Source organism: Aquiflexum gelatinilyticum, assembly GCF_024813435.1.
GTDB classification, from domain to species: Bacteria; Bacteroidota; Bacteroidia; order Cytophagales; family Cyclobacteriaceae; genus Cognataquiflexum; species Cognataquiflexum gelatinilyticum.
Genome location: NZ_JANAEZ010000011.1, coordinates 23652 through 49448, shown reverse-complemented (window position 1 = coordinate 49448; position 25797 = coordinate 23652). Strand labels below are relative to the sequence as shown.

25 protein-coding genes and 4 tRNA genes are annotated in these 25797 nt (G+C 40.0%); 16 read left to right on the top strand and 13 right to left on the bottom strand.

The features are described from left to right. Positions 1-11: 11 nt before the first annotated feature. Positions 12-611 carry a gluconate 2-dehydrogenase subunit 3 family protein gene (locus tag NK987_RS19275; RefSeq protein ID WP_259265183.1) on the bottom strand — a complete coding sequence of 200 codons (600 nt, stop codon included), beginning with the start codon at positions 609-611 and terminating at the stop codon, positions 12-14. A gap of 218 nt (positions 612-829) precedes the next feature. Here NK987_RS19275 and NK987_RS19270 point away from each other — a divergent pair, with 218 nt between their 5' ends. The 10 genes from NK987_RS19270 to NK987_RS19225 all read left to right on the top strand — a co-directional run bounded on the left by NK987_RS19270 (position 830) and on the right by NK987_RS19225 (position 9872). Continuing rightward, a complete protein-coding gene (locus tag NK987_RS19270; protein WP_258424402.1) occupies positions 830-1567 on the top strand; it encodes a hypothetical protein in 738 nt (245 codons plus the stop codon). 69 nt (positions 1568-1636) lie between these two features. Further along, on the top strand, positions 1637-2158 hold the full coding sequence (locus tag NK987_RS19265; RefSeq protein ID WP_258424403.1) for a GNAT family N-acetyltransferase: 522 nt from the start codon (positions 1637-1639) through the stop codon (positions 2156-2158). Between the two features lie 128 nt (positions 2159-2286). Beyond that, on the top strand, positions 2287-2712 hold the full coding sequence (locus NK987_RS19260) for an SRPBCC domain-containing protein (RefSeq protein ID WP_258424404.1): 426 nt from the start codon (positions 2287-2289) through the stop codon (positions 2710-2712). A gap of 140 nt (positions 2713-2852) precedes the next feature. After that, complete coding sequence (locus NK987_RS19255) at positions 2853-3689, top strand: LytR/AlgR family response regulator transcription factor (RefSeq protein ID WP_259265182.1); 837 nt, start codon at positions 2853-2855, stop codon at positions 3687-3689. A gap of 70 nt (positions 3690-3759) precedes the next feature. Then, the gene (locus NK987_RS19250) at positions 3760-4971 is read left to right on the top strand and encodes a dioxygenase family protein (protein ID WP_259265181.1); all 1212 of its coding nucleotides are present in this window, start codon (positions 3760-3762) and stop codon (positions 4969-4971) included. Between the two features lie 115 nt (positions 4972-5086). Next, complete coding sequence (locus NK987_RS19245) at positions 5087-5761, top strand: inorganic diphosphatase (protein WP_259265180.1); 675 nt, start codon at positions 5087-5089, stop codon at positions 5759-5761. A 275-nt stretch (positions 5762-6036) separates the two neighbouring features. Next, on the top strand, positions 6037-7164 hold the full coding sequence (locus NK987_RS19240; RefSeq protein WP_259265179.1) for an acyltransferase: 1128 nt from the start codon (positions 6037-6039) through the stop codon (positions 7162-7164). 129 nt (positions 7165-7293) lie between these two features. Then, a complete protein-coding gene (locus NK987_RS19235; RefSeq protein WP_259265178.1) occupies positions 7294-8619 on the top strand; it encodes an MFS transporter in 1326 nt (441 codons plus the stop codon). A gap of 187 nt (positions 8620-8806) precedes the next feature. Further along, on the top strand, positions 8807-9169 hold the full coding sequence (locus NK987_RS19230) for a hypothetical protein (RefSeq protein WP_258424410.1): 363 nt from the start codon (positions 8807-8809) through the stop codon (positions 9167-9169). 46 nt (positions 9170-9215) lie between these two features. Next, a complete protein-coding gene (locus NK987_RS19225) occupies positions 9216-9872 on the top strand; it encodes a porin family protein (protein ID WP_259265177.1) in 657 nt (218 codons plus the stop codon). A gap of 75 nt (positions 9873-9947) precedes the next feature. Here NK987_RS19225 and NK987_RS19220 read toward each other — a convergent pair whose 3' ends face one another. The 4 genes from NK987_RS19220 to NK987_RS19205 all read right to left on the bottom strand — a co-directional run bounded on the left by NK987_RS19220 (position 9948) and on the right by NK987_RS19205 (position 13514). Further along, on the bottom strand, positions 9948-10694 hold the full coding sequence (locus tag NK987_RS19220; RefSeq protein WP_259265176.1) for a 3-keto-disaccharide hydrolase: 747 nt from the start codon (positions 10692-10694) through the stop codon (positions 9948-9950). 2 nt (positions 10695-10696) lie between these two features. After that, positions 10697-11122, bottom strand: a complete 426-nt coding sequence (locus tag NK987_RS19215) for a c-type cytochrome (protein ID WP_258424413.1) — start codon at positions 11120-11122, stop codon at positions 10697-10699. Positions 11123-11143: 21 nt separating this feature from the next. Continuing rightward, a complete protein-coding gene (locus NK987_RS19210) occupies positions 11144-12196 on the bottom strand; it encodes a sugar phosphate isomerase/epimerase family protein (protein WP_259265175.1) in 1053 nt (350 codons plus the stop codon). Positions 12197-12347: 151 nt separating this feature from the next. Continuing rightward, the gene (locus NK987_RS19205; RefSeq protein WP_259265174.1) at positions 12348-13514 is read right to left on the bottom strand and encodes a Gfo/Idh/MocA family protein; all 1167 of its coding nucleotides are present in this window, start codon (positions 13512-13514) and stop codon (positions 12348-12350) included. Positions 13515-13786: 272 nt separating this feature from the next. Here NK987_RS19205 and NK987_RS19200 point away from each other — a divergent pair, with 272 nt between their 5' ends. The 5 genes from NK987_RS19200 (at position 13787) to NK987_RS19180 (ending at position 19151) form a co-directional block, all read left to right on the top strand. Beyond that, positions 13787-15037 (top strand): nucleoside permease, encoded by a 1251-nt coding sequence (locus NK987_RS19200; RefSeq protein ID WP_259265173.1) that lies wholly within the window; start codon positions 13787-13789, stop codon positions 15035-15037. After that, entirely contained in the window at positions 15034-15906 is an 873-nt protein-coding gene (locus NK987_RS19195; protein ID WP_259265172.1) for a hydroxypyruvate isomerase family protein, read from the top strand. The genes NK987_RS19200 and NK987_RS19195 overlap by 4 nt, the downstream gene beginning before the upstream one ends. Positions 15907-15929: 23 nt before the next feature. After that, a complete protein-coding gene (locus tag NK987_RS19190) occupies positions 15930-17609 on the top strand; it encodes a GMC oxidoreductase (RefSeq protein WP_259265171.1) in 1680 nt (559 codons plus the stop codon). 20 nt (positions 17610-17629) lie between these two features. Then, on the top strand, positions 17630-18190 hold the full coding sequence (locus NK987_RS19185; protein ID WP_259265170.1) for a gluconate 2-dehydrogenase subunit 3 family protein: 561 nt from the start codon (positions 17630-17632) through the stop codon (positions 18188-18190). A 61-nt stretch (positions 18191-18251) separates the two neighbouring features. After that, a complete protein-coding gene (locus NK987_RS19180) occupies positions 18252-19151 on the top strand; it encodes a sugar phosphate isomerase/epimerase family protein (protein WP_259265169.1) in 900 nt (299 codons plus the stop codon). A 39-nt stretch (positions 19152-19190) separates the two neighbouring features. Here the strand turns inward: NK987_RS19180 and NK987_RS19175 are convergent, their stop codons facing one another. The 5 genes from NK987_RS19175 to NK987_RS19155 form a co-directional block, all read right to left on the bottom strand. Next, entirely contained in the window at positions 19191-19844 is a 654-nt protein-coding gene (locus tag NK987_RS19175) for an MCP four helix bundle domain-containing protein (protein WP_258424421.1), read from the bottom strand. Between the two features lie 202 nt (positions 19845-20046). After that, positions 20047-20119 (bottom strand) — tRNA-Lys (locus NK987_RS19170). 102 nt (positions 20120-20221) lie between these two features. Next, positions 20222-20295 (bottom strand) — tRNA-Arg (locus tag NK987_RS19165). A 10-nt stretch (positions 20296-20305) separates the two neighbouring features. Further along, positions 20306-20379: transfer RNA gene (locus tag NK987_RS19160), tRNA-Pro, on the bottom strand. A gap of 41 nt (positions 20380-20420) precedes the next feature. Further along, positions 20421-20493 (bottom strand) — tRNA-Lys (locus NK987_RS19155). A gap of 228 nt (positions 20494-20721) precedes the next feature. Here NK987_RS19155 and NK987_RS19150 point away from each other — a divergent pair. Continuing rightward, the gene (locus tag NK987_RS19150) at positions 20722-21339 is read left to right on the top strand and encodes a hypothetical protein (protein ID WP_338021207.1); all 618 of its coding nucleotides are present in this window, start codon (positions 20722-20724) and stop codon (positions 21337-21339) included. Positions 21340-21342: 3 nt separating this feature from the next. On the opposite strand, the gene NK987_RS19145 is transcribed toward NK987_RS19150, so the two are convergent. The 3 genes from NK987_RS19145 to NK987_RS19135 form a co-directional block, all read right to left on the bottom strand. Continuing rightward, positions 21343-21969 carry an LON peptidase substrate-binding domain-containing protein gene (locus NK987_RS19145; RefSeq protein ID WP_258424425.1) on the bottom strand — a complete coding sequence of 209 codons (627 nt, stop codon included), beginning with the start codon at positions 21967-21969 and terminating at the stop codon, positions 21343-21345. A gap of 150 nt (positions 21970-22119) precedes the next feature. Further along, positions 22120-23127, bottom strand: coding sequence for a type I glyceraldehyde-3-phosphate dehydrogenase (gene gap, locus NK987_RS19140; protein WP_258424426.1), 1008 nt, complete (start codon positions 23125-23127; stop codon positions 22120-22122). A gap of 333 nt (positions 23128-23460) precedes the next feature. Continuing rightward, the gene (locus tag NK987_RS19135; protein ID WP_259265167.1) at positions 23461-25689 is read right to left on the bottom strand and encodes an NADP-dependent isocitrate dehydrogenase; all 2229 of its coding nucleotides are present in this window, start codon (positions 25687-25689) and stop codon (positions 23461-23463) included. Positions 25690-25797: the final 108 nt, after the last annotated feature.

Sequence of the window (25797 nt, the reverse complement as noted above, 5' to 3'; positions counted from 1 at the left end):
TCGTATTGGGTTTAAGCTTGGGAAGGTACATCGATGCATCCATGGAAATAGCCCGGAGCCATCTTGTAGCCACGGTAATCTACCATCACCTCCTTGACTGTGGTGAATCCTGTAATGGTCTGTGATTTTATAAGGTCAAAAAACTTCTTCTCTTTCTCATTTTCGGATGAGGCAAAAGAGAGTAGAAGTCCTTCACGTTCTTCTTGGGTTGCTTTGTCAAAGGATTTTCCGATTTCGGATTTTGACTTTTCCGCAAGTGAAGCCAACTGCGCTTTGATCAAATCCTGATCGTTCTTTTCATAGCAATGCTCAAAAAGTCTAATCAGGTACTTGTCCGTACCTGTGCTCAGGGCACCTATGGGCTGGGCATCCGGGGTAGGGACTTTGGGTGGTAAACCTGCAGGAATTATCGTGTCGGCAATGGCTGTGATCAATTCCTCTTCCTTGAAAGAGAAAAAACCTTTGTGTGTCAATTGGTCAACGAGCTGCCATTTCCAGTCCACAAGAACCAACCCTGCGATACCCACAGCGGTACCTCCAAGTATTTTAAGCGATTTTCTTCTGTCCATAAATGTTATTTCGGGATGCAATACTGCTGTAATATAGGGCATTGACTTTTAAAATAACAGTCCAAAAACTCCAAAATCTACCAATGGAAAATGAAAGGGATCGGTGGAGGATGGGGGAAAGGAAATGAAACATTACTAAAATAAAGGAGGAAGGGTTAGTTTATAAAGTGATTAAAAAAATTAAATTTGACGAAAAATTTATTTTAAAAAAATCGCAGGAAACTAAAGGCAAGTCACATAAATTCCCATTGAAACTAAATATGAAGAAAATAGAAAAAAAAGAAATTAGAAGTAAAGTGACTTTATCAAAGTTGACATTCCATAAACTCGATTGGTTAGAAAAATTCACCCTAGGGATTGGAATTTGGTTTTTAGTCTACCCAAAACCTTATGAAATCCTATTTTCAATTTTACTAATAATTCCTATAGTTGGTCTAATTCTTAATGGATTTACAGGAAGGCCAAGCATTTCCAGTTTGGTTGAAATCTCTAAAAATAGTGATGGCTCAGATAAATATGATGTCGCTGATTTCATAGACTTCGCTGCATTAATCATTCTTATTCGCGTTTTGATTGACTTTACATTTGAAAGTTTGTATAGCCTGATAATACCCGGGACAATCACATTTATAATTATGCTAATCTTGTTGTTTGCTACTCATAAAATAATTGAAAAGACAACAAAAAGCAGAGCCTGGATATATACTTCCCTCATATTTAATATTTTTTTATACAGTTATTCTGCAGCATATGGATTGAATTGCGTTTTCGACAACTCAGAACCTCAGGTTTTCGAAGCAAAAGTGATTGATAAAACAATTTCGAAAGGAAGACGGCATACCACTTACTATATTAAAGTTACACCTTGGGGACATCATTATGATCCAGAAGAAATTTCAGTCAGTTCATCTCATTGGGAGAATATAGAAATTGGGCAAACAGTAAAAATTGATTTAAAAAAAGGATTATTAAATATCCCTTGGTACTATGTTGAATGAAAATAAAGTAAAACAGTGTTAGTTCAATAAAATTACCATTTACTTTTGTCAAACCCATGTCCCAAAAAAATGAGGATTGAACTAGAAACTGATAGGACTTACTTGCGAAATCTGACAGTCGCAGATGCGGAAGATTTTTATACTCTCAATCTAGATCCTGAAGTCATGAGATACACAGGTGACAACCCATTCAAGTCCTTCGAAGAAGCAAAAAGATTTCTTGCTGAATATGATCAATACCAAAAATATGGTGTAGGACGGCTTGCAGTAATTGAAAAGAAGACCGGTGATTTTTTGGGTTGGTGCGGACTTAAGTATACACCGGAACAGGATTATTATGATTTGGGCTACAGATTTTTTCGATCCCATTGGAACAAAGGCTATGCGACTGAGACCGCCTTGGCCAACCTACATTTCGGCTTCAGACAAAAAGGTCTCGATGAAATCGTCGGAAGGGCATTGTCTGGAAATACGGCTTCCATCAAAGTTCTGGAAAAAATAGGAATGACTTACAGAAAGGAATTGGATTTTGAAGGAATGGAAGGTGTTTGGTATTCGATTACAAGAGGGGAATATGAAAGCATGATTTGAATCTATACCTGTTGAGTTTTTTTCTGTGCCGAGAAATATTAAAATTGGTTAGCTGAATTTTTATTGAGAATATTCAGGAAATCAATAACTCACATTTTCGGAAACAAAAAGTCAACCTTTCAATAACCATGGAAGATTTCAAAAGCGTATTAAAAGGAGAAGTTGTCATCAATGCCCCGATCGAAAAAGTTTGGGAGCTTTGGATCGATCCTGTGCATATTAAGAACTGGAACATTATCTCCAATGAATGGCATACACCGATTGCCAAAAATGACTTTCGGGTTGGCGGGAAATTGTACCTGAAGATGGAAGCCCTAGACAAGAGTGATGGTTTTGATTACGAATGTATTTATGACAACATCATCCCCTTCAACGAAATCAGCCATGTAGGTGCTGACGGCCGCAAAACAAAATTGGACTTCGAAGAGACTCCGCAAGGCGTCAAAGTCACAGAGTCATTTGAACCTGAAAACCATACTCCGCTCGATGTTCAAGAGGCTTTTTGTCAGTCTATTCTTGATAATTTCAAAAGGTATGTGGAAGAGGGAAGTTGAAATCCCATTGTTAAAATAGCTTGTCGAAACTATATTTAGGATCATTTGAATTTAAGTCTAACCAGATATTTTTTGATACTGGATATTTTTTGATATTGAATTAGAATCAATCATTTCCTTCATAATCTTTTGAAAATAGAATGGACCAAACCCTCACAAATAAGCAATTTGGATTTTCCCAAAGGAAACTATTTGTCTTGTTTGGGTTTTTGTTCACCTGTATTTTCCTTACTGTACTTATTGATTTTCTGGAATCCAAATTCCAAAACTCTGGTTTTTACATTTCGGAATCTTTGTTGTTCAGTTCGTATTGGTGGATTTTCTTACCGCTTTGGTATGGACAGCTGAGTTTCCTGGAAACCCACAAAACCAAAGTAAGATTTGCACTTATTGTTCTCATTCCGATCATCATTCACCTTTTTGCTTTTCCGGGATTGGTATGGCTTATTTCGTCCGTGTTTTATACTCATACCTTTGAGTTTGGGCAGACTTTTGAATTTGGCATATCCCAACATTTCTTTAAAGTTTTTCTTTTATACACCATACCGATCGGCCTATATGCCTTTTTTATGGAAAGGATAAAGGATTTTCAAAGTCAAAACAACTCAATTAGTCAAGAAGCAAATGATTTTTTGACCAGTCTTAATGTCAGGGAAGGAAACAAGCAACTCCACATCCCAACCAATGAAGTGCTTTATTTTTCTGCGAATACTCCTTATGTCAATGTCTATTACAAAGACAAAAAACACCTTTACAACATCACACTCAAATCCCTTTCTGAAAAACTGGATCGCAGATTTTTTGTCCGGATTCACAAATCTGAAATTGTAAACCTAACTCATGTCCAATCCTATAAATCCCGACAGAACGGGGATTATGATGTGACAATGGATGATGGAACGATGCTCAGACTCAGTAGGAATTTTGCAAAGGATTTCAAAAGCAAACTTGAAATCCATACTCAGGATAAGCTATAATTCCCTCCTGTTGGCGTTTTTGATTTGCAAACCAGGTTTTTAATGACTGATTTTTACAGAAAAAAATCAAATGAAAAAAGGAACCCTAACCTGGTTGTTACTCGTGTTTTTTGCTTTTGGCTGCAAAGGCCAAACAGAAAATACTGAAAACATTTCCAATCCATCTCAAAGAAAAGGTCCGGTCGGAGGAGGTTGTGATGGCTGTGAATTGATGTATTTCGGCATACCAAAAGAAATAAACGCAACAGACACCAGCGCCGGTTGGTACGAAGAAAAAGTACAAAAGCTTCTATTGACAGGAACTGTTTTCGAACCTGATGGAAAGACTCCGGCTCCAAATATCATTCTCTATTATTGGCATACCGACACCGAAGGATATTATGCCACGGACACCGAAACTGATCCAAAAGCAAAAAGTCATGGAAGGCTTAAAGGTTGGGTAAAATCCGATGAAAACGGAAAATACAGCATCTACACGATCCGACCTGCCCCTTATCCCAATGAGGATTTGCCTGCACATATTCACCTTTCAATCAAAGAATCTGATATCAAAAATGAGTACTATACCGATGATGTCGTTTTTGATGATGATCCGCTTTTGATTCCCTATATGAAAAAATATCCACCCGAAAACCGGGCAGGAAGCGGAATCGTAAGGGCACTTTTGAAAGGCAATTTGCAGATCGCCGAACATGACATCATCCTTGGATTGAATATCCCCAATTATCCCCAAAAGGATGTTTCGAACAAAAAGTCAGGATTAAACATTGGCGAAGACCAACCCTCTTTTATCCCATTCCATGCCTATGGGCCGGATAAGGGAAGCCAGGCTTGTCCAGTCTGCAAGTATGGAAGGTACCATGGGATCGTTTTTTTCGTGGGAAATAATCCTGATTGGGACGACATCAAAAAATGGCTTGGGTTTTTAGAATTACAGAGCATGTCGAGACAAAAATACTTAAAAGCTTATTTCGTCTATGGAAATGAAAACGCATATAGCAAATCCAAAAGGGAAAAGGAACTTGAAACCATTGGCAGAGAACTGAATCTTCAAAGGACTGCTTTGACTTTCGTTCCCTCCTTCAGTGATTCCAAAACAGAGGCTAACCTAAACAAGATCAATCCTGAAACAGCGAACACATTCATCATTTATAAAAACCGGAGGATTGTCGATAAGTACATTGACCTTAAAGCGAATTCAGAAAATTTTGATTTGATATCAAATTCCTTGGATAGAACCCGGGGAGATTTTTTTGATTTGGATGGAATGCCTCATAATTGAAAATCACAATGAATCAAGATCAAATTGATCACCAACAATTGTCTTAACGATTAATTAATCATGACTAATTTATTTAAAAACTACTTTTACACCTTCAATATTATTGGAAGGAATTATGAATAAGAGTATTGTTGGCTTCATTGTACTATTTGCATCATTCTCCTGCCAAGAAAGGGGAATAAGGTCTGTTCCAATTATTCAACCTTCGCATCAAAAGGAGGAATATTCAATCAAGGATTCAGTTCATTTTCTTCACGGTTTTCCTGCGATGGTTGGAGATTCCCTAATCAATGTGGTGGTCGAAATCCCGACAGGAACTTTGGAAAAGTGGGAAGTCAATAAGGAGAACGGTTACCTTGAGTTGCCCGAAATAGATGGAATCAGACGGGTAGTGGACTACTTAGGGTATCCAGGAAACTATGGGATGGTCCCCCAATCACTGCAGGATCCGGCAAAAGGCGGAGATGGAGATCCCCTTGATATTCTGATTTTGGGACCGCCCTTAACCCGGGGAAGCCTCGTAGAATGTCGTGTCATTGGAATTATCAGAATGCTAGATAATGGCGAATTGGATGACAAATTGGTCGCTTTGCCGGCAAAAGGATACCTAGAAAATGTTCGCACCATGGAAAACCTAGAGGCTGATTATCCGGGGATGATTGAAATTTTGACTATCTGGTTTAAAAATTACAAAGGAAAAGGTCAAGTAGAAATCAAATCAATAGGTGAAAAAGTAGAGGCATTCCAAGTCCTACAGGAAGCTATTGCAGCGTATCAAAACCAACGCTAGGGTTAGGAGAGCTTGATGCAATCAGAATGGGATAATCCAAAACCCAATAAGCATTCTAAGGAGGTCATATATTTTTTTCAACTTACCTGGCCTATACATGTCCGGGCCATTTCCAAATTCCAATTTTGGAAGTGGCATTATAATGGTTTAGTTTTGATTTCAGAAAGTCCCTTTTCAACAAACCGATCTAAGCGGCGTTTTTTGCTTATTGTTGAATTATCCTTAATGAAAAGTTTCCCTTTCTCAGAAATAAACCACCTAATTAAATTTTTGTAATGCAACAAAACCCTCCTGTTGTAAAAAAACACCAAACCTATGACGGATTGGATTTGATGAAGGCAATTGCCATTTATTTTGTCCTGATTTACCATTTCCCAATTATGGAAGTTGACTTTATTGGGACAGGAAAAACAGGGGCTTATTCCAATTTCTTTATTTTCTCCATTTTCAGCACCTGCGTGCCGATTTTCTTTTTTATCAATGGCGCTTTGCTATTCAACAAACCAGGATTAAGTCTTAAAGCCCATTTGTCCAAGATTTTAAAAACTGTCATCCTGGTTATTATTTGGGGATTCATTACTATGATTTCACTTTCGTTGATAAATGGTGAAAGTATTTCTGTATCTGGAATCATAAAGGATATCTATACTTTGAAAACCGGATGGGCAAACCACCTTTGGTTTTTGGAAGCACTTGTGGTGATCTACATATTTTTCCCTTTGTTATTTCTGGCCTTCAAAACAAAGAAGAGTTACTTTTTTTTCTTTTTTGCCTGTGTGATGATTTTGTCATTTGGCAACACCTTCATCGGGCTTCTGCTGAATGTGGCAAGCACCGTTTCGGGAAAATTTTTGAACACTTATTTTTTCCTCAATTACTTTGGCGGGTTCAATGCTTTCAGCGGAATCTATGGTTTTTCTATCGGCTATTTCATGCTGGGTGGAATTGTTTTCTCTATGAAAGACTCCATCCTTACCAACAGAAACCGGATACTGTCCTTTATAGCAATCCCGGTGTCTATGGTCTTGCTATTTTCCTATGGTGTCCTTATATCATTCAGACAAGGGGAAACCTGGGACATTGGCTTCGAAGCGTTTGATTCTGTCTTTGCATTAGTCATTGTCGTATCCATTTTTATCCTTTCGATGCAATACAATAACCGTGGCATTTCAGGTAAAATAATCCGACATGTCAGTAAAAATACCTTGGGCATCTATCTTCTACATAGAATCGTCGGCGCATTGATCAAACCATTTTTCATGGAATTTAGCTTTTTCAGCACATTTATAGGGGGAATGGTTTTTACAGGGGCAGTTCTGTTTCTTTGTTTGCTCATCATTTATATCATGAAGAAAATCCCTTATTTCAATTACCTGTTTTCTTTGAAACTGAAACTTGCCTAAAAAATCTAATTCCTGATCGTAAAAAATCAGGTAATGGGTTTGATATGATTGTTATGATTTATCCTTCTGTTTTTTGGACAAAATTCTTTTTATCTTCATTGGATACCACTAGCCCAATAACCAAATCAGATGAAAGAAGACAGTCAGGTCATCGCAAAGAATGACCGAAAAACGATTCGTGCTTGGGCCATGTATGATTGGTCCAATTCAGTCTATTCGCTCGTGATCGCTTCGGCGATTTTCCCGGCATATTACAATTCGATTACTACCACCGACGCCGGCAGCAAAATCACGGTTTTTAGATTTGAGATCGAAAATACAGCGGCTTACTCCATCAACCTGGGACTTGCTTTTGGAATCATTGCCCTAGTTTCTCCCCTCCTGTCTTCGATATCGGATTATTACAGCAATCAAAAAAAGTTTATGCAGTTTTTTTGCTACCAGGGAGCGATCGGATGTTCATCTCTTTTCTTTTTTGATGGACCCAAAATGGTCCACTTCGGATTGGCCTTTATGATGCTGGCGACGATCGGCTATTCGGGCAGCATTGTTTTTTATAATTCATATCTTCCCGCTATCGCCACCGAAGACCAACAGGACAAAGTCAGTGCGCGGGGTTACGCATTTGGCTATATCGGTTCTACGACCCTACTACTCCTCAATCTTGCTGCCATCCTCAATCAGGAAGCCCTTGGCATAGAAGATGGTTCGCTGCTTCCCAGAATTTCATTTCTCCTCACAGGCATATGGTGGTTTGGATTTGCGCAGGTTACTTTTCGAAAGCTTCCCAAGGGAATCTATTCCAAAACCACGACAGAGAGGCAATTTCTCCTCAACGGATACCGGGAATTGGCCAAGATTTGGGGGAGGTTAAAGAACGAACCAAAATTAAAGATGTACCTGATGAGCTTTTTCTTTTACATCATGGGAGTTCAGACAGTAATGTTTATGGCTGCTTCTTTTGGTGAAAAAGAAGTAGGGATGGGAATGACTGAGTTGATCATTACAATCCTTTTATTGGAATATGTAGGTATTATCGGTGCGTTCCTGTTTGCATGGATTTCCAAAAAGATGGGAAACCTTCAGGCACTGACTATTGCAGTGACTATTTGGATTTTCGTTTGCATCGGCAGCTATTTTATTCAAACCGCCTTCCACTTTTACATCGCAGGTTTCTTTATTGGGATGGTGATGGGAGGAATTCAATCCTTGTCCCGGTCGACATATGCGAAGTTTATTCCTAAAACAGAAAACAACGCAGGTTACTTCAGCTTCTTTGATGTTTGCGAAAAGTTGGCCATGATGTGCGGACTCGTAATGTGGGGATTAATGGACAACCTCACCGGCAGCATGCGCAATTCGATCATTGCTTTGGCCATTTGGTTTTCCATCGGCCTGATTCTATTGATGGTAGTCAGTAAATTAGAAAAGCAGCAAAAGGCTGCTTTTGCCTAAATCCTTCAATCCCATCTCTTCGGTTAATTCCTCAAAACACTACTAATGGGATATTGCCATTGTAGGTATGCCAAACATCAAATTTAAATCAAAAAGCAGTAATCAAAAACTTTCCCATAGAGCATAAAAAGTGAAATAAATAATATCAGAATTTTCTTAAATTAGACTTTCACTTAATTCAATTGAAATGAAAAAATTAGCCTTTATTCTCATCTTATTGTTTCTAGTAAAAACTGATTTTCTGCAGGCACAAACCGCCCCAAATGTAAAAGGAACGTGGATAATGAATGTTGAGACAAATATGGGCAGCGGTTCGCCGACATTTGTACTTGACCACGTGGACGCCACCAATCTCAAAGGAACTTATTCCGGTCAGTTGGGAGATTCAGAGGTAAAAGGAACACTCAAAGTCAATATCATTCACCTTGAATTCAGCATTAGTGGCGAAATTATCGAATATGACGGTACAGTAACCGGAAATGAAATGAAGGGAAAAGTAAAATTAGGAACGATGGCAGAGGGAACTTTCACAGGAAAAAAGAAGGAGTAAATTGATTAATTTAATCAAAAAAAACAACAATATAAACCCTATTAAAATGAAAAAATCAATAATTCTTATAGTATTTGTATTTGTAAGTGGAATTAGTTTTTCACAGGGACTGCGTGTAAATACTTATGCTGGATATGTATTCCCGGACAGTTTTGACAATTTCTATTCGGCAAATTCTTACGTTGAAGGACAAATCCAAGACGGGTTCAGATGGGGTGTGGGATTGGAGTATGCCATTCCCGGTAATCGCGCCATCGAAATCCAATATAAAAGACAGGATACCTTTGCCCCTACGACATTCCGGGACCCGAGCATCGGAGGGGGTGGGCTGAATAGGGCAAATTTTGATTTGGGAATTAATTGGATCATGTTGAATTTCACCAATTATATTCCGATCAATGAAACCGTAGAACCTTTTGTTGGAGGGGGCTTGGGTATGGGTATTTTTAACGTGAGAAATCCAGACAACGGAAATACCAACAACGGGACAAAATTTGCATGGAATATCCGGGGTGGATCAAACTTTTGGGTTGCTGACAATATAGCGATCAGGATTCAGGCATCATTATTCTCAGCTGTTCAATCAGTAGGGGGTGGATTATTTTTTGGTACAGGAGGTGCAGGAGCAGGGATTTCAACTTATTCAACTATGTACCAATTTGGGTTTGATGGAGGCCTGGTTTTTAGGCTTCCGGGAAAATAAATTGCTTTCCCAAATAAACAATAAAACCCGAGCCAAGGCTCGGGTTTCTTTTTTTTCAATGAATTTTGTAGAAATCTACAGCTTCTTGATTCTGATGTTTTTAAACCAAACTTCATCACCATGGTCTTGAAGGGCGATCTTGCCTTTCTTGAAAGTACCGAATCCAGGCATGTCCTTGAATTTGCTTTTGGCAATCAACGCTTCCCATTCAGGAGTCCAAAGAGTGGTAGAAACGATCATGACACCGTTAAGATGAAGTTCAAGGTTACCGTCTTTGGCGATGATCTCAGCAAGATTCCATTCTCCGACAGGCTTCACCGTCTCTTCGCTGCTGACGATCAGGTCATACAAATCACCTGCACGGTGGCTGACAATCTTGGCATCAGGATGTCCATCATTGTCAAGAACCTGCATTTCCATACCGGTGTTCCAAGGATAGGTGTATTCCGGCGCTTCGTGCACAAAGAAAATAATACCGCTGTTTCCGTTTGGAGCTATTTTCCATTCCACCTGTAAGTGATAATTATCAAACTCCTCATTGGTCACGATGTCACCACCATCTCCTGTTTGCCAGCCGGCTTTGTTGGTGGCATCAAGGTAAATGGCACCATCCTGAACTTTCCAGGCTTTGCCGACTTCACCTCCTCCATATTTGGACCAACCGTTTAATGAAGTTCCATCAAATAGGCTTACCCATTCAGATTCAGGAGCAACTGTTTCAGCTGCCTCTACCACTTCAATTTCCTCCGATGTTTCTTGGTTTCCTCCGCAGGCAAATGCCATGGAAGCAGAAACCAGGAATATAAATGCTTGTTTTTTCATTATTATTTTTTCAAAAGGAGAACATACTTCACCATTTCTTCCACATCTGCGGGAGCAAGTTGCGGATGAGAAGGCATCATGATTTCACCCCAAGTTCCTACGTGTCCTTCGATCACGTGCTTGGTAAGTAAGGCGATGTTTTCAGGAGTACTTTCATATTTGGCGGCTACATCCGCGTAAGATGGTCCTACGATTTTTCTTTCCACCATGTGGCAAGCTGTACAGCCTGCTTCTTTGGTCTTTGCTTGACCTGCGATAAAGAGTGGGTTGTCTTTGTATTTATCCTCCAGACTAACGGGAGCCGCAGCAGGCGGAGGAGTAGTGACCGCAGTCTCTGTAGAGGTTTCGGAAGTAGAACCTCCACCACAGGAGTAGGTTAAAGCAGATACGGCTATCAAGCCAAGAGTCAATGATTTAATCAGTTTCATAAAATATAGGTTAATGGTAATTTAAATTCCTAGGATTTTTTTGTTAAACGCCTCGTCAGCTCCTGCCGAAGCAAAATCATCAAAAGCTTTTTCAGTGACCCTGATGATGTGGTCTGCAATAAATGGAGCTCCTTCAAGTGCTCCCTGCTCTGGATGTTTGATGGCACATTCCCATTCGAGTACTGCCCAACCGGAGTAGTCGTACTGCGAAAGTTTGCTAAAGATACCACTAAAATCTACTTGACCATCTCCCAAGGAGCGGAATCTTCCGGCACGCTGCACCCATCCTTGGTATCCTCCATAGACGCCCTGCTTGCCAGTTGGATTAAATTCTGCGTCTTTGACATGGAACATCTTGATCCTTTCGTGATAGAAATCAATGAATTGTAAATAGTCGAGGCACTGCAATACAAAGTGGCTTGGGTCATAAAGAATATTTGCTCGTTTATGGTTATTTACTTTTTCCAAAAACATTTCAAATGTGATGCCATCGTGAAGGTCTTCTCCGGGATGGAGTTCATAGCAGACATCGACGCCGTATTCTTCAAAAGTATCCAAGATGGGCATCCATCTTTTTGCCAATTCTGTGAATCCTGTATCGACCAAACCTGCCGGACGCTGTGGCCAAGGATATACTGTCTGCCACATCAGCGCTCCGGAGAAAGTGGCATGTGCATTCAGTCCAAGATTGGAGGAGGCTTTGGCAGCGAATTTCAGCTGTTGGGTTGCCCATTCGGATTTTGCTTTTAAATTGCCTGCTAGGTTTGCTGGAGCAAAGCCATCGAAAAGCTCGTTGTAAGCAGGATGAGTTGCCACCAACTGACCTTGAAGGTGGCTGGAAAGTTCGGTGATTTGCATGCCTGTGGCATTAACGATGCCTTTGATTTCATCGGCGTAGGTTTTGCTTTCAGCAGCTTTTTGAAGGTCTATCAATCTTCCATCCCAAGATGGAATCTGCACACCTTTGTATCCGGCTGCCGACATCCACTCACAAATACTTTTTAGGCTGTTGAACGGTGCTTTGTCATCGGCAAACTGTGCCAAAAATACTGCAGGTCCTTTTATGGTTTTCATAGGTTTATTTTTTTGATTTTAAGATTGGAAAATTTCAAAATTGCAAAATTAAAATGATTGGAAAGTTTCAAGGTTGGATTAGCGATTCATCAAGAGAACAGAGGATTTGGTAATTAGTACTTCGTACTTTTTTCTACTCTCGCTTCTACTTTTAATATTCCACCTTAAACGGTGTCCATTTCTGATCGGAAGCCGAACTTGCCAAGACATTTTCGATAAAGGCCATACCGCGGATTCCATCTTCTGCACCGGGGAAATCAAGCCATTCGGCTTTGGGCTCCTCCCCTTTTCTCAAAGCATATATCGTCCTGGCGAAGTTTCTGTAAATATTGGCAAAAGCTTCAATATAACCTTCAGGATGGCCTGCAGGTGTCCTCGTGTTTTCATTGGCCATTGAGCCTAGATAGCCATTTCCGGCCCTGTAGATCTCGTCCGGTCTGTCAGACCACCTCAATCTCAAAGTGTTGTTGTCCTCCTGCATCCATTCGAGACCTCCTTTTTCTCCGTAAATTCGGATTTTGAGGTTATTTTCACATCCAGCGTCTATTTGGGATGCTGTAAGGATTCCTGAGGCGTTGTTTTCAAATCGCATCAAAACCGCTCCATCATCATCTATCGGACGTCCAGCTACTTTGATGTCAAGGTCTGCACAGATTTTTGCAACTTTGATCCCGGAGACATATTCAGCAAGGTTGAATGCGTGGGTTCCGATATCGCCAAAGCAACCGGCTTTCCCATTTCTTGTAGGGTCGGTTCTCCATTCAGCCTGTTTGTTTTCATATTCCAAGAGTTTGTGAAGCCATCCCTGCGGATATTCCACATAGACTTTCCTGACTTCACCTATGACACCCTCAGCGACCATCTGCTTCATCTGCTTGATCATCGGATATCCTGTGTAGGTATGGGTCAGACAAAAAAGCTTGTCACTCTTTTTGATAATTTTATATAATTCTTTGGCTTGGTCATAGGTCAATGTCATCGGCTTGTCCAGCACAACATGAAATCCTGCTTCCAACGCTTTTTTGGTCGGATCAAAGTGAACATTGTTTGGAGTTACAATACTGATGATGTCTATTCGCTCAGATTCCGGTAAGGCGAGTTCCTTTTGGATCATTTCTTCATAAGAGGAATAAACTCTCGATGGGTCAAGCATGAGTTCTTTACCTGCCTGTCGGGATTTTTCAGGGTTGCTGCTAAAAGATCCTGCGGTGATTTCTATCAAACCGTCCATCAGCGCCGCACTCCGGTGGATCGCACCGATAAATGCACCTGGACCGCCGCCGACCATTCCCATTTTGAGTTTTTTCTGTGCTGCCATATTTATTCTGGATTTTAGGTTTTCAGGGTTTACGATATTGTATTAAATTTCTTGTAAGATAAATTATGATTTGGTTTGACTTAAACACGAAATGAAATAAATGACCAGTTGCAGTAAGATGTTATGAGTGGTAAAGTTTTGAACCGCTTATTGCCTTATTTAATTCTGTATTTTGGAAAAACTAAAATTAAGGCAAAATCCCTGAATTTTAAACATAAAATTGATACTTTACTGCTTAATTTCATCTGATTTTAACCAATCAACCACTACATATGCATTCCGGAACCAGAGCCCAACTTTCTTTCATGATGTTCTTGGAATTCTTCGTTTGGGGTTCCTGGTATGTGACCATGGGTACCTTTTTGGTTGCAAACTTAGGCGCAAGCTATACACAGATCGGTGCCGCATTTTCTACCCAGTCATTTGGTGCTATCATTGCACCATTTATCATCGGACTGATAGCTGACCGGTATTTCAATGCAGAAAAAATTCTTGGCTTCCTCCACCTGATCGGAGCAGTTCTACTTTACCTATGCTATCAGGCCACGAGTTTCGATTTGTTTTATCCTTTCATATTTGGATACATGGTTTTATATATGCCGACCTTAGCCTTGGTCAATTCAGTTTCTTTTAGGCAAATGAAAGACCCTGAAAAGGAATTTTCTCCCATCAGAGTTTGGGGGACAATTGGTTGGATCGCTGCGGGTCTTTCGATCAGCTATGTTTTTATGTGGGATGAAGTGGGAAATATGTCCAATGGTTTCTTGAAAAACACTTTTCTGATGGCTTCGATTTCTTCATTGATTCTGGGATTGTTTTCCTTTACACTCCCAAAGACACCACCAAGAGCCAATAAAAATGAAAAAGTTAAAATAGGCGATCTGATAGGACTTGACGCTCTAAAGTTATTGAAGGACAAAAACTACGCGATCTTCTTTTTATCTTCAATCCTGATCTGTATTCCTTTGGCCTTTTATTATCAAAATGCCAACCCATTCCTGGCTGAAATCGGCGTTTCTGACCCTACCGGCAAAATGACAATCGGACAGGTTTCAGAAGCGTTCTTCCTGCTTTTGCTTCCTTTTTTCTTCAAAAAGTTCGGCTTTAAAATGACCATGTTGGTAGGAATGCTGGCTTGGGTAGTACGGTATGCGCTGTTTTCGATTGGAGATGCTGGAGGCGGACTTTATTTGTTAATCATCGGCATTGCGCTTCATGGTATCTGCTACGATTTCTTTTTTGTTTCCGGCCAAATCTACACCGATTCCAAGGCAGGGGAGAAATTTCAATCATCTGCTCAAGGACTTATTACCTTGGCTACCTATGGCTTTGGAATGCTGATAGGATTTGCTGTCGCCGGACAAGTCACTGATTTATATTTGAATGCCGATGGTACACATGATTGGAAGTCCATCTGGATGATTCCATCAGGTATTGCTATATTAGTGGTACTGATTTTCCTGATTTTCTTTAAAAATGAAACAATGAACAAAAAACCCGAAATAAAACCTTTTGAATCATGACCCAAACCAGCAGAAGAAACAGCCTAAAAAAAATATTGATGGGGACGGCAGCGGCCACCGGATTGCCATTAATCAATACCAATGCAAAGGATATGGATTATCAGCTTAAAGGAAATGTTAACCACGCCGTCTGTCATTGGCCTTTTAATCCGATGACCATAGAGGAACTTTGTATTGAAATCAAAAAAATCGGATTCAATGCCATTGATTTGATCGGTCCAAACAACTGGCACATTCTTCAAAAACACGGTGTGGTATGCTCGCTGTGCAATGGCGCTGACATGGGGATCGTTAAAGGTTGGAATGATCCTAAAAACCATGAACAGTTGATCAAAGGTTATGAGGAAGTTATTCCTTTGGTGGCAAAAGCAGGATACAAAAATCTGATCGCCTTCAGCGGCAACAGAAACGGAATGGACGACGAGACGGGGCTGAAGAATTCTGCTGAAGGTCTCAAAAAAATCATGGCCACTGCAGAAAAACACAATGTCATGATTATCATGGAGCTTCTCAACAGCAAGGTCGACCATGCAGATTATATGTGTGACAAAAGCGCTTGGGGCATAGAACTTTGCAAAATGGTCGGTTCACCAAATCTGAAATTGCTTTACGATATCTACCATATGCAGATCATGGAAGGGGATATCATCCGCACGATCAAAAGAGACCACCAATATTTTGGACATTACCATACAGCCGGAAATCCCGGAAGGAATGAAATAGATGAGACCCAAGAAATCTATTATCCACCGATTGTAAAAGCTATCTTGGATACAGGGTACAAAGGATATTTCTGCCAAGAATTTGTTCCAAAAAAGGCAGACAAAATGGCTTCACTTGCCGAGGCCGTCAGAATATGTGATCTATAAATAAATTCAACCAATAACTAATTATGGCAGACAATACCTATGACGCTATCGTAGTCGGCTCCGGAATCAGCGGAGGCTGGGCCGCGAAAGAGTTGACAGAAAAAGGACTTAAGGTCCTCATGCTCGAAAGAGGACCAAATGTAGTACACAAAACCGATTACAAATCAGCCACCCTTGCCCCTTGGGAAGTTCCTCACAGAGGCAGAAGGACTACAGAAATGATCGAGGCACATCCAAATCTCAAAAGAGATTATGTGCTCAATGAACTCAACCTGGATTGGTGGGCTCACGAATCCGAATCACCTTATATCGAAACCAAACCATTCACATGGTTCAGGGGATATCAGGTCGGAGGAAGGTCTTTGCTTTGGGGAAGACAAAGCTATAGGTTAGGTGATTTGGATTTTGAAGCCAACTTGAAAGAAGGTATTGCTGTGGATTGGCCCATCAGGTACAAAGATCTTGCACCTTGGTACAGCCATGTTGAAAAATTTGCGGGTATTTCCGGAAATAAGGACGGGCTTGCCCAATTGCCTGACGGGGATTTTCAGCCACCTATGCCACTCAACTGTGTAGAAAAAGATGTAGCAGAAAGAGTGAAAAAAGCATTTGACGGAAAAAGATTAGTGACAATCGGCAGAGTTGCCAACCTTACCCAGCCTTTGGAAGGAAGGTCCCAATGTCAGTTTAGAAATAAATGTTCACTAGGTTGCCCGTTTGGAGGATATTTCAGTACCCAAGCTTCCACTATGCCTGCTGCTGTGAAAACTGGGAACTTAACTTTGAGACCTTGGTCGATTGTCACCAAATTGATATATGACAAGGACAGCAAAAAAGCTACCGGGGTAGAAATCATCGATGGCGAAACCAATCAGACTTATGAATTCAATGCCAAAATTATTTTCCTTTGCGCATCTGCCTTCAATTCTACCTCTATCCTGATGAGATCTGCGACCGATATTTGGCCGGAAGGATTGGGAAGCAGCTCGGGTGAATTGGGCCATAATGTGATGGACCACCATTTCAGATTAGGTGCAAATGGGGTTGCGGAAGGATATGAGGACAAGTATTACTTTGGTAGAAGACCAAACGGGGTTTATATCCCTAGGTTCAGGAATATTGATGGAGACAAGAGAGATTATTTGAGAGGTTTTGGCTATCAGGGCGGTGCTTCCCGTTCAGGTTGGAGTAGAAATGTCGCTGAGATGAATTTTGGTGCACCTATGAAGGAGGCCTTGAGCGAACCAGGACCATGGAGTATGGGAATCACCGCTTTTGGAGAAATACTTCCTTACCATGAAAATACCATCAAACTGAGCAAAGACAAGGTAGACAAATGGGGTATTTCAATTCTGGAGATGGATGCTGAAATAAAAGAAAACGAGAAAAAAATGAGGATTGACATGATGAACGACGCTGCTGAAATGCTTGAAGCAGCAGGTTTGAAAAATGTCAATACATTTGACGCAGGTTACACTTTTGGACAAGGAATCCACGAAATGGGAACTGCAAGGATGGGACGAGATCCAAAAACCTCTGTTCTGAACGGTAACAACCAAGTATGGGATGCAAAGAATGTATTTGTCACCGATGGAGCCTGTATGACCTCTGCAGCAGCCCAAAACCCTTCATTGACTTACATGGCTTTGACAGCAAGGGCAGCGGATTTTGCCGTCAGCGAACTTAAAAAAGGAAATTTATAATTTTAAAAAAGAACTCAATCATGGCAATGAATAGAAGAGATGCTTTGAAAAGTGTCGTTTTAATGATGGGGGGAACAATGGTCGGCGCCAATGTCATCCTCACAGGATGCGCTCCTGACGACCAAATTGTAGGCTTGGAGTTTTCTCCAAAAGATATCGCATTCTTAGATGAAATCGGCGAGGCCATCATCCCTACCACAGATACTCCGGGAGCCAAAGCAGTTGGCATTGGTGGATTTATGGTAATGATGGTAAAAGACACCTATAATGCCGAACAGCAGACAGCCTTTGTCGATGGACTGAATTTTATCAAAAAGGACTTCAAATCAAGCAAAGGAAGCGATTTTATGGATGCTACTTTGGAAGAACGTACAGCCTATCTCAATGAATTGAAAGCCAAGGCAACAGCCGATACTGAAGACAAAAATGCAGGTGTGGTTAAAATGCTTCAGGATTTGACAGTGCTCGGATATTTCACCTCTGAGATTGGTGCAACACAGCAATTGAGGTATTACGAAGTTCCCGGTAAATATGACCCCTGCATTGAATATAAGCCAGGAGAAAAAGCTTATGCCATTTAATTTATATCCAAATCAAGAGACTGTACCTTTGCAGTCTCTTGTCAATTTAACAAACCCCAGCATGAAAAACAGAAGAAAATTTATCAAGTTAAGTGCAGCTATGGGAGCAGGTGCTTTCCTTCCCCTACAATTTTGTTCACCAAAAAAAGAAAGTGACACCCTTTCAGAAGCAGTTTTGAGTGCTTCTACAGGGATATTGGACAATTTCGGACTCCAACTTTATTCAGTAAAAGAAAATATGGCAGAGGACCCTGTTGCAACGATTAAGGCTGTAGCCGGCTATGGCTATACACAGATCGAAGGATTTGATGGGGGAAAAGGGATATTTTGGGGAATGAAAAATACTGAATTCAAGAGTCTGACTGATGATCTCGGGCTTTCTTTTATCGCTTCCCATGCCAATACCTATGAAAATCTTGAAAAGCAAGCAGAGGAGGCTGCTGCAATCGGGATGAAATACCTTATCAACCCTTGGGTAGGACCTCAAAAATCCATGGATGACTTCAAGAGAATCAATGATGATTTTAACAAGCAGGGAGAAATTTGCAAACAATACGGGATCAAATTTGCCTACCATAATCATGGATATACATTTGTAGACTTGGATGGCCAAATCCCCCATGAATATCTACTTGAAAATACAGATCCGGAATTAGTAGAATTTGAGATGGATACCTATTGGGTTTATACTGCAGGCAAAGATCCAGTTGAATATATCAAAAAATACCCAAACAGGTTTACACTTGGCCACGTGAAGGACAAATCCGGTGATTTGGAGTTTTCGGAACCAAACGGTTCTACTATTATTGGTACCGGAATTATGGATTTCCCCACCATCCTAAGAGCAGGAATGGACAACGGTATGAAATATTTTATTGTAGAGCAAGAGAGATTTGAAGGGACTACCCCTATGGAAGCTGCTGAAAAAAATGCGGCATTTATGAAATCACTTGTTTTTTAAAATAATGAAGGCCTGCAAAAACTGCAGGCCTTCCATTTTTTATTCTACAAAATCAGATTTGATCGACCTTGAAGTATATATCAATAAATAAATAATCACAATCAGAATCACCAACGCGGCCACTTCAAACTGTGCCCAAATTTTGGATCTATTGACCACTTTTTCTGAATTAGTCGCCAATTTTTTCCCCTCCTCAATTTGGATCAAAGAGAGCTTCTCCAAATCCAAAATCGCCTTTTCAATATAAGAATTGTATTCTTTTACTTTATCTGCATTTATTCCAGATTCCTCAGAATAAAGGGATTGATAATCAGCAATCCTAAGATTTTCCTGAATAATCTTTTTGAAATCCGTCAAGAAGCCAGCCTCGGCAATGGTCAATTTGGTGTCTTCAAACTCCTTGACAAGGTTCAAGATATCGGATTCAAAAGTACTGATTTCATCCACTACGTGGCTGTAATCACTTTCGAACTGACAATGGTTCACCAATAGCTTGATTCTAAACAGCTTTTCGGAAATTGAAAAAATATAGCTTTCAACTACCAACCTGTCTTCATAAAACGATACGAAAGAATTTCCAAGCTCATTAAAATTTCTTCTTTCAAGTATATTTTTTCCAAAAATCATAACAATCAAAACTGTCAGGATAATGGCAACTTTTAATTTTGTTTTTTGGATAGTAGTTCTGGACATAATTTGCGCTTGTTAGGAGTAGGTTCAAACCTCACTAAAAGAGTTTACTCAAGAAGGTAGATATGGTTACAGAAATTTAAACCGAATTAAATTTTTTAGATCCAAATAACCTAAAAATCCTGACATTATTTAGCTTTTTAAATCTATTGAAAAATGGGTTGAGGTTAAAAAAACAAAAAACCTCCCTTTTAAGGAGGTTTTGTGATCCCGCTGGGATTCGAACCCAGGACCCATACATTAAAAGTGTATTGCTCTACCAGCTGAGCTACGGAATCATTTCTTTTTTTATAATCGCCATTGACTTAAGCTGAGACGAACAGAGACAGTCAATAATAAGTCGAGCATCCCTTTGGAGAGATGCTCTTCAAGTCTTTGTGTGATCCTGTCAGGAATCGAACCTGAAACCTACTGCTTAGAAGGCAGTTGCTCTATCCAATTGAGCTACAGGACCGGCAATATTGTCGGGGTGGCAGGATTCGAACCTACGACCTCCACATCCCAAATGTGGCGCGATACCGGGCTACGCTACACCCCGAACTTATTCAATCTGTTTTGAAAAACCCTTTGATTTCTCAGTGATCCCGCTGGGATTCGAACCCAGGACCCATACATTAAAAGTGTATTGCTCTACCAGCTGAGCTACGGAATCATTTGCTTTTTTTATCTTTCTGATAGTTATCAGGCGAGATAATCAGTTACGAATTGATTTGTTTTTTTTTAAATCATTCCCGTAATTGGAGTGCAAATTTAAGCCTCTGAATTTAAAATGCCAAACCTAAACCGAATCTTTCTTACAAAATTTATAATATTTTTATCCGCTTTTTTACAAAGCTTTAATTGTCAGGCCAATATATCAAAGCTCCAAAAAGCAGATTCTTTGTTTTCGACCAAGAATTACCAAGAAGCAATGTTAGTTTACGAAGACTTGCTGAATAATGAAGAAACTTTCTCCCCGGCGATGCTTTTGAAAATGGCTTTTATATCCGAGGGAAAGGGAGATTATTCAAGTTCAAGTTACTTTTTAGCCAAATATTATGATCAAAACCCCAACCAAAGGGTAATTACGAAAATCAAATCCCTAACCGAACAAGTAAACCTAATAGGATACGAACTCGATGACAGTGACAGATTATTTAAATTTGTATCTGATTTTCAAACAGAACTAACCAGTACATTTTCATTCTTGCTCTTCCTTTCTCTCATTCTTTTATTTGTATTTAGGACCAAAGCTGATAAACCAAGGTATTACCTTCCCACGGTTTTTTTGATCGTCATCGTATTTGTCATAAATAATTTTCTTTCTGAACCCAAAACAGGAATAGTAACAGGCAGCCCAACCCTGGTTATGGATCAGCCTACAGCCGGAAGCAAATTGATTCAAGTCGTAGAGCCCGGTCACCGGGTAATCATCAAATCAACAAAAGATGTATGGTATGAGGTTACTTGGGGAGGAAAGGTAGCTTTCGTCAAAAAAGACAACATCACAAGGCTTTGACAGTCAAAAATCCAAAGGATCTAGATTTTTAAAATGTCCGTTCATCTGGATTTTCTTTTTGGCGCTTTCAATATCCTTTAAAATTGGGATTATTTTCATCATGTGTCTGACAAGAAATCTTATCCTCTCAGATTCATTTGTCATCAGCAGAAGTTCATATTCTTCGGGTAGACTTAATCCCAATTTGTGGGCAAAAGAAAAGGAATTAAGATGGAGTGGGACAATTTCAGTTTGAAATTCCATCAGCCTGAATAGTTCTTTTAGATAAAAAATGAATTCGCTATACTGGTTTTTTCCCACCCTGGGATCATTGTCATAAAAGACCACTTTACCGCCAGCATACAGCTTATCAATCATGGGATTTTCAAAAGAAAGCATCTCAAACACCCTTTTCCCCCTGGTCTTGATGTCCATTCTGCCGTCATCATAAACTTTTGATACCTCCTCCAACTCTACCTCTGTCCCAAAGGGCATCAGTTTATCCAAATAAACCGCAATGCCAAAAGTTCCTTTGGAAGTTTCAATATCTTTGATTAGCTGTTTATACCTTGGTTCAAAAATATGAAGATTCAATTGTTCACCGGGAAAGGCAACAAGTTTCAAAGGAAATAAAGGTAATTTTTGACCCATACTTAATTTAACTGTCTTGGTGGGTTTTGGTTATCCAGAACCCTGCAAACTTATCTGTAACAAAATGAAAATAAAGGTACATATCCCTATTTTCAAAAAAAAAGGCTGCCTCAAATTGAGACAGCCAGTTCTTTGCAAATTAATTACTGATTAAGATTTGCTTGCTATATAGGTCAAGAGGTCAACGACTTTGTTGGAATATCCCCACTCATTGTCATACCAAGAAATCACTTTTACAAAAGTATCACTTAATTGGATACCTGCTTCAGCATCAAAAATTGATGTCCTAGGATCACCATTGAAATCAGTAGAAACAACAGCATCTTCAGTATAACCTAGGATACCTTTCATTGAAGTCTCTGATACCTCTTTCATTTTTGCACAAATTTCTTTGTAAGTAGCAGGCTTCTTCAATCTAACTGTCAAATCAACAACAGAAACGTTTGGAGTTGGAACCCTGAAAGCCATTCCTGTCAATTTACCGTTCAACTCAGGAATCACTTTTCCAACTGCTTTGGCTGCACCAGTTGAAGATGGGATGATGTTTTGAGCTGCACCTCTACCGCCTCTCCAGTCTTTTGCAGACGGACCGTCAACGGTTTTTTGGGTAGCAGTAGTGGCGTGAACTGTGGTCATCAAACCTTCTTCGATACCCCAATTGTCATTCAAAACCTTCGCAATAGGTGCAAGACAGTTGGTGGTACATGAAGCATTGGAAACAAATACCATATCTGAAGTATAGGAACCTTCATTTACGCCCATCACAAACATAGGAGTATCATCTTTGGAAGGTGCAGACATGATTACTTTTTTGGCACCTGCATCTATATGACCTTGTGCTGTTTCCTTTGTAAGAAAAATACCGGTAGATTCTACTACATAATCAGCACCAACTTCTCCCCACTTCAAATTAGAAGGGCTTTTTTCTGCAGTCACTCGGATTTCATTGCCATTAACTACCAATTTACCATCTTTTACCTCCACACTTCCTTCAAACCTACCATGGGTAGAATCATATTTCAACATGTAAGCCATGTAATCTACATCGATAAGGTCATTGATAGCCACGACCTGAACATCACTTCTATTTTGTGCTGCCCTAAAAACCAATCTACCGATCCTTCCGAAACCGTTGATTCCTACTTTAATTTTGCTCATAGTTATTTTATTTATTGTTGTACTGGTTAGTATGCAAAAACGAATTTTTGAAGCTTATATCCTCAAGAATTGAAATAATCAACCATTTTTAATGGGCTAAATTTACCAAATATATCTTGCTCCCCAAAATATTTAAAGGTTTGAAAATGAACATTTTAAAATACAAACAAAATACAATCGATTGCGAAAAAAACGTCCAAAATCAAATCTCTGATAATCAGAAGCATACTTTTGAGTCCATTTTTTAATAAAGTCTATATTAGCTGAAGTTATTTTGTCAAGTGATCAAAAAAAAAGCGGCATGAGCCGCTTTTCGGTGATTATTGATCAGATTTAAATTTTCGCTAAGATATCATTGAATGTTTTACTTGGTCTCATGACTGCTGATATTTTAGCTTCATCAAGTTTATAATATCCTCCGATATCAACTTTCACTCCTTGGGCATCATTAAGTTCTGAGACGATTTTAGCTTCATTTTCAGTCAATTCTTTGGCAATGGGTCCAAACTTGGTTTTAAGATCTAAATCCTTGTCTTGTGCTGCCAAAGCTTCTGCCCAATACATAGCCAAATAAAAATGACTTCCTCTGTTATCTAATTCTTTGGCATCTCTTGACGGTGACTTGTCATTTTCCAGAAACTTGCCTGTAGCCTGATCTAGAGTCTCGGCCAACACCTTCGCCCTGTCATTGGAGAAAGTATCTCCTAAATGTTCAAGAGAAACGGCCAAAGCCAAGAATTCACCCAAAGAATCCCACCTGAGGTGATTTTCTTCGATTAGCTGCTCGACATGTTTTGGAGCTGAACCTCCTGCTCCTGTTTCAAAAAGTCCTCCCCCATTCATCAGAGGAACTATTGACAGCATTTTGGCACTGGTACCTAATTCCAATATCGGGAATAAGTCAGTCAGGTAATCTCTCAACACATTGCCCGTAACAGAAATCACATCTTTTCCTGCCTTAATTTGTTCTAAAGAAAATCGTGTCGCTGCAGCAGGAGTCATAATCCGGATATCCAAACCCTTTGTATCATAATTTGGTAGATACTGATTCACTTTTTTGATGATTTCTGCATCATGGGCTCTTTTTTCATCGAGCCAGAAAATAGTGGGAACACCGGTGGCTTTAGCACGGTTGACTGCCAACTTTACCCAATCCTGCACCGGTGCGTCCTTGGTTTGGCACATTCTCCATATGTCACCTTTCTCTACTTTGTGTTCGATCAAAGTCACTCCTGACTCAGAAACAACCTTTACCACTCCGTCAGATTCTATCTCAAAAGTCTTGTTATGCGAACCGTATTCTTCTGCAGCCTGTGCCATCAAACCTACATTGGGAACACTCCCCATTGTAGAAGGATCGAAGGCCCCATGTTCTTTACAGAAATCGATTGTCTCCTGATAAATACCGGCATAGCAACGGTCAGGGATCACGGCTTTGGTATCTTTTAATTTACCCTGCTTGTCCCACATCTTACCTGATGTCCTGATCATAGCAGGCATAGACGCATCGATGATGACATCACTTGGCACATGCAGGTTTGTGATTCCCTTGTCTGAGTTGACCATAGCCAACTCCGGACCATTCGCAAGACAAGCTTCTATATCAGCTTCAATTTCTTTTTTCTTTTCGGCAGGCAAGGAAGAAAGCTTGGACACCAAATCCCCAAAGCCATTATTTACATCTACCCCGATTTCTTTAAGAGTAGCTGCATGCTTTTCAAAAACCGGAGCAAAGAACACTTTTACCGCATGACCAAAAATAATCGGGTCAGAGACCTTCATCATAGTGGCTTTCATATGGAGCGAAAACAAAACCCCTGCTGCTTTGGCATCTTCGATTTGTTCCTTCAAAAATTGTCTCAACGCTTTAACGCTCAACACAGAGGCATCAATGATTTCCCCTTTTTGCAAGGCGAGCTTTTCTTTCAATTTGACTACATTACCCGCAGCTGTATGCAATTCGATATTTACAGAACCGGCATTTTCCAATGTGACTGATTTTTCGCTTCCGTAAAAATCACCGTGACTCATGCTTGCAACATGGGTCTTGGAATCTGAAGACCACTTGCCCATACTGTGTGGATTGTTTTTGGCATATTGCTTTACAGCCAATGGAGCTCTCCTGTCTGAATTCCCTTCTCTCAGCACCGGATTGACAGCACTTCCTTTTACTTTATCGTATTTAGCTTTGACCGATTTTTCCTCTTCACTTTTTGGATCATCTGGATAATCAGGCAATCCATATCCCAACCCCTGTAATTCTTTGATCGCTGCTTTCAACTGCGGCATGGAAGCGGATATGTTCGGTAACTTGACAATATTGGCCTCCGGCAAAGTGGCTATATTGCCTAATTCAGACAAATCATCATTGATTTGCTGCTCCGGTTTTAAATGCTCAGGAAATAAAGCTATAATCCTTCCTGACAAAGAGATATCCCTTGTCTCCACCGCAATTCCGGCAGAATCAGTAAAGGCTTTGACAATAGGTAACAAAGAATAAGTAGCCAAAGCAGGCGCTTCGTCTGTCAGCGTATATAGAATTTTAGCTGTTTTTGTAGTCATTTTCAATAGATTCAGATAGGTATAACAATTTTTAATCGAAAAGGTCCAAAGAAACAAAATGGCATCCGAAACAAACGGATTATACCCAAAATATCTTGGCCAATTTTC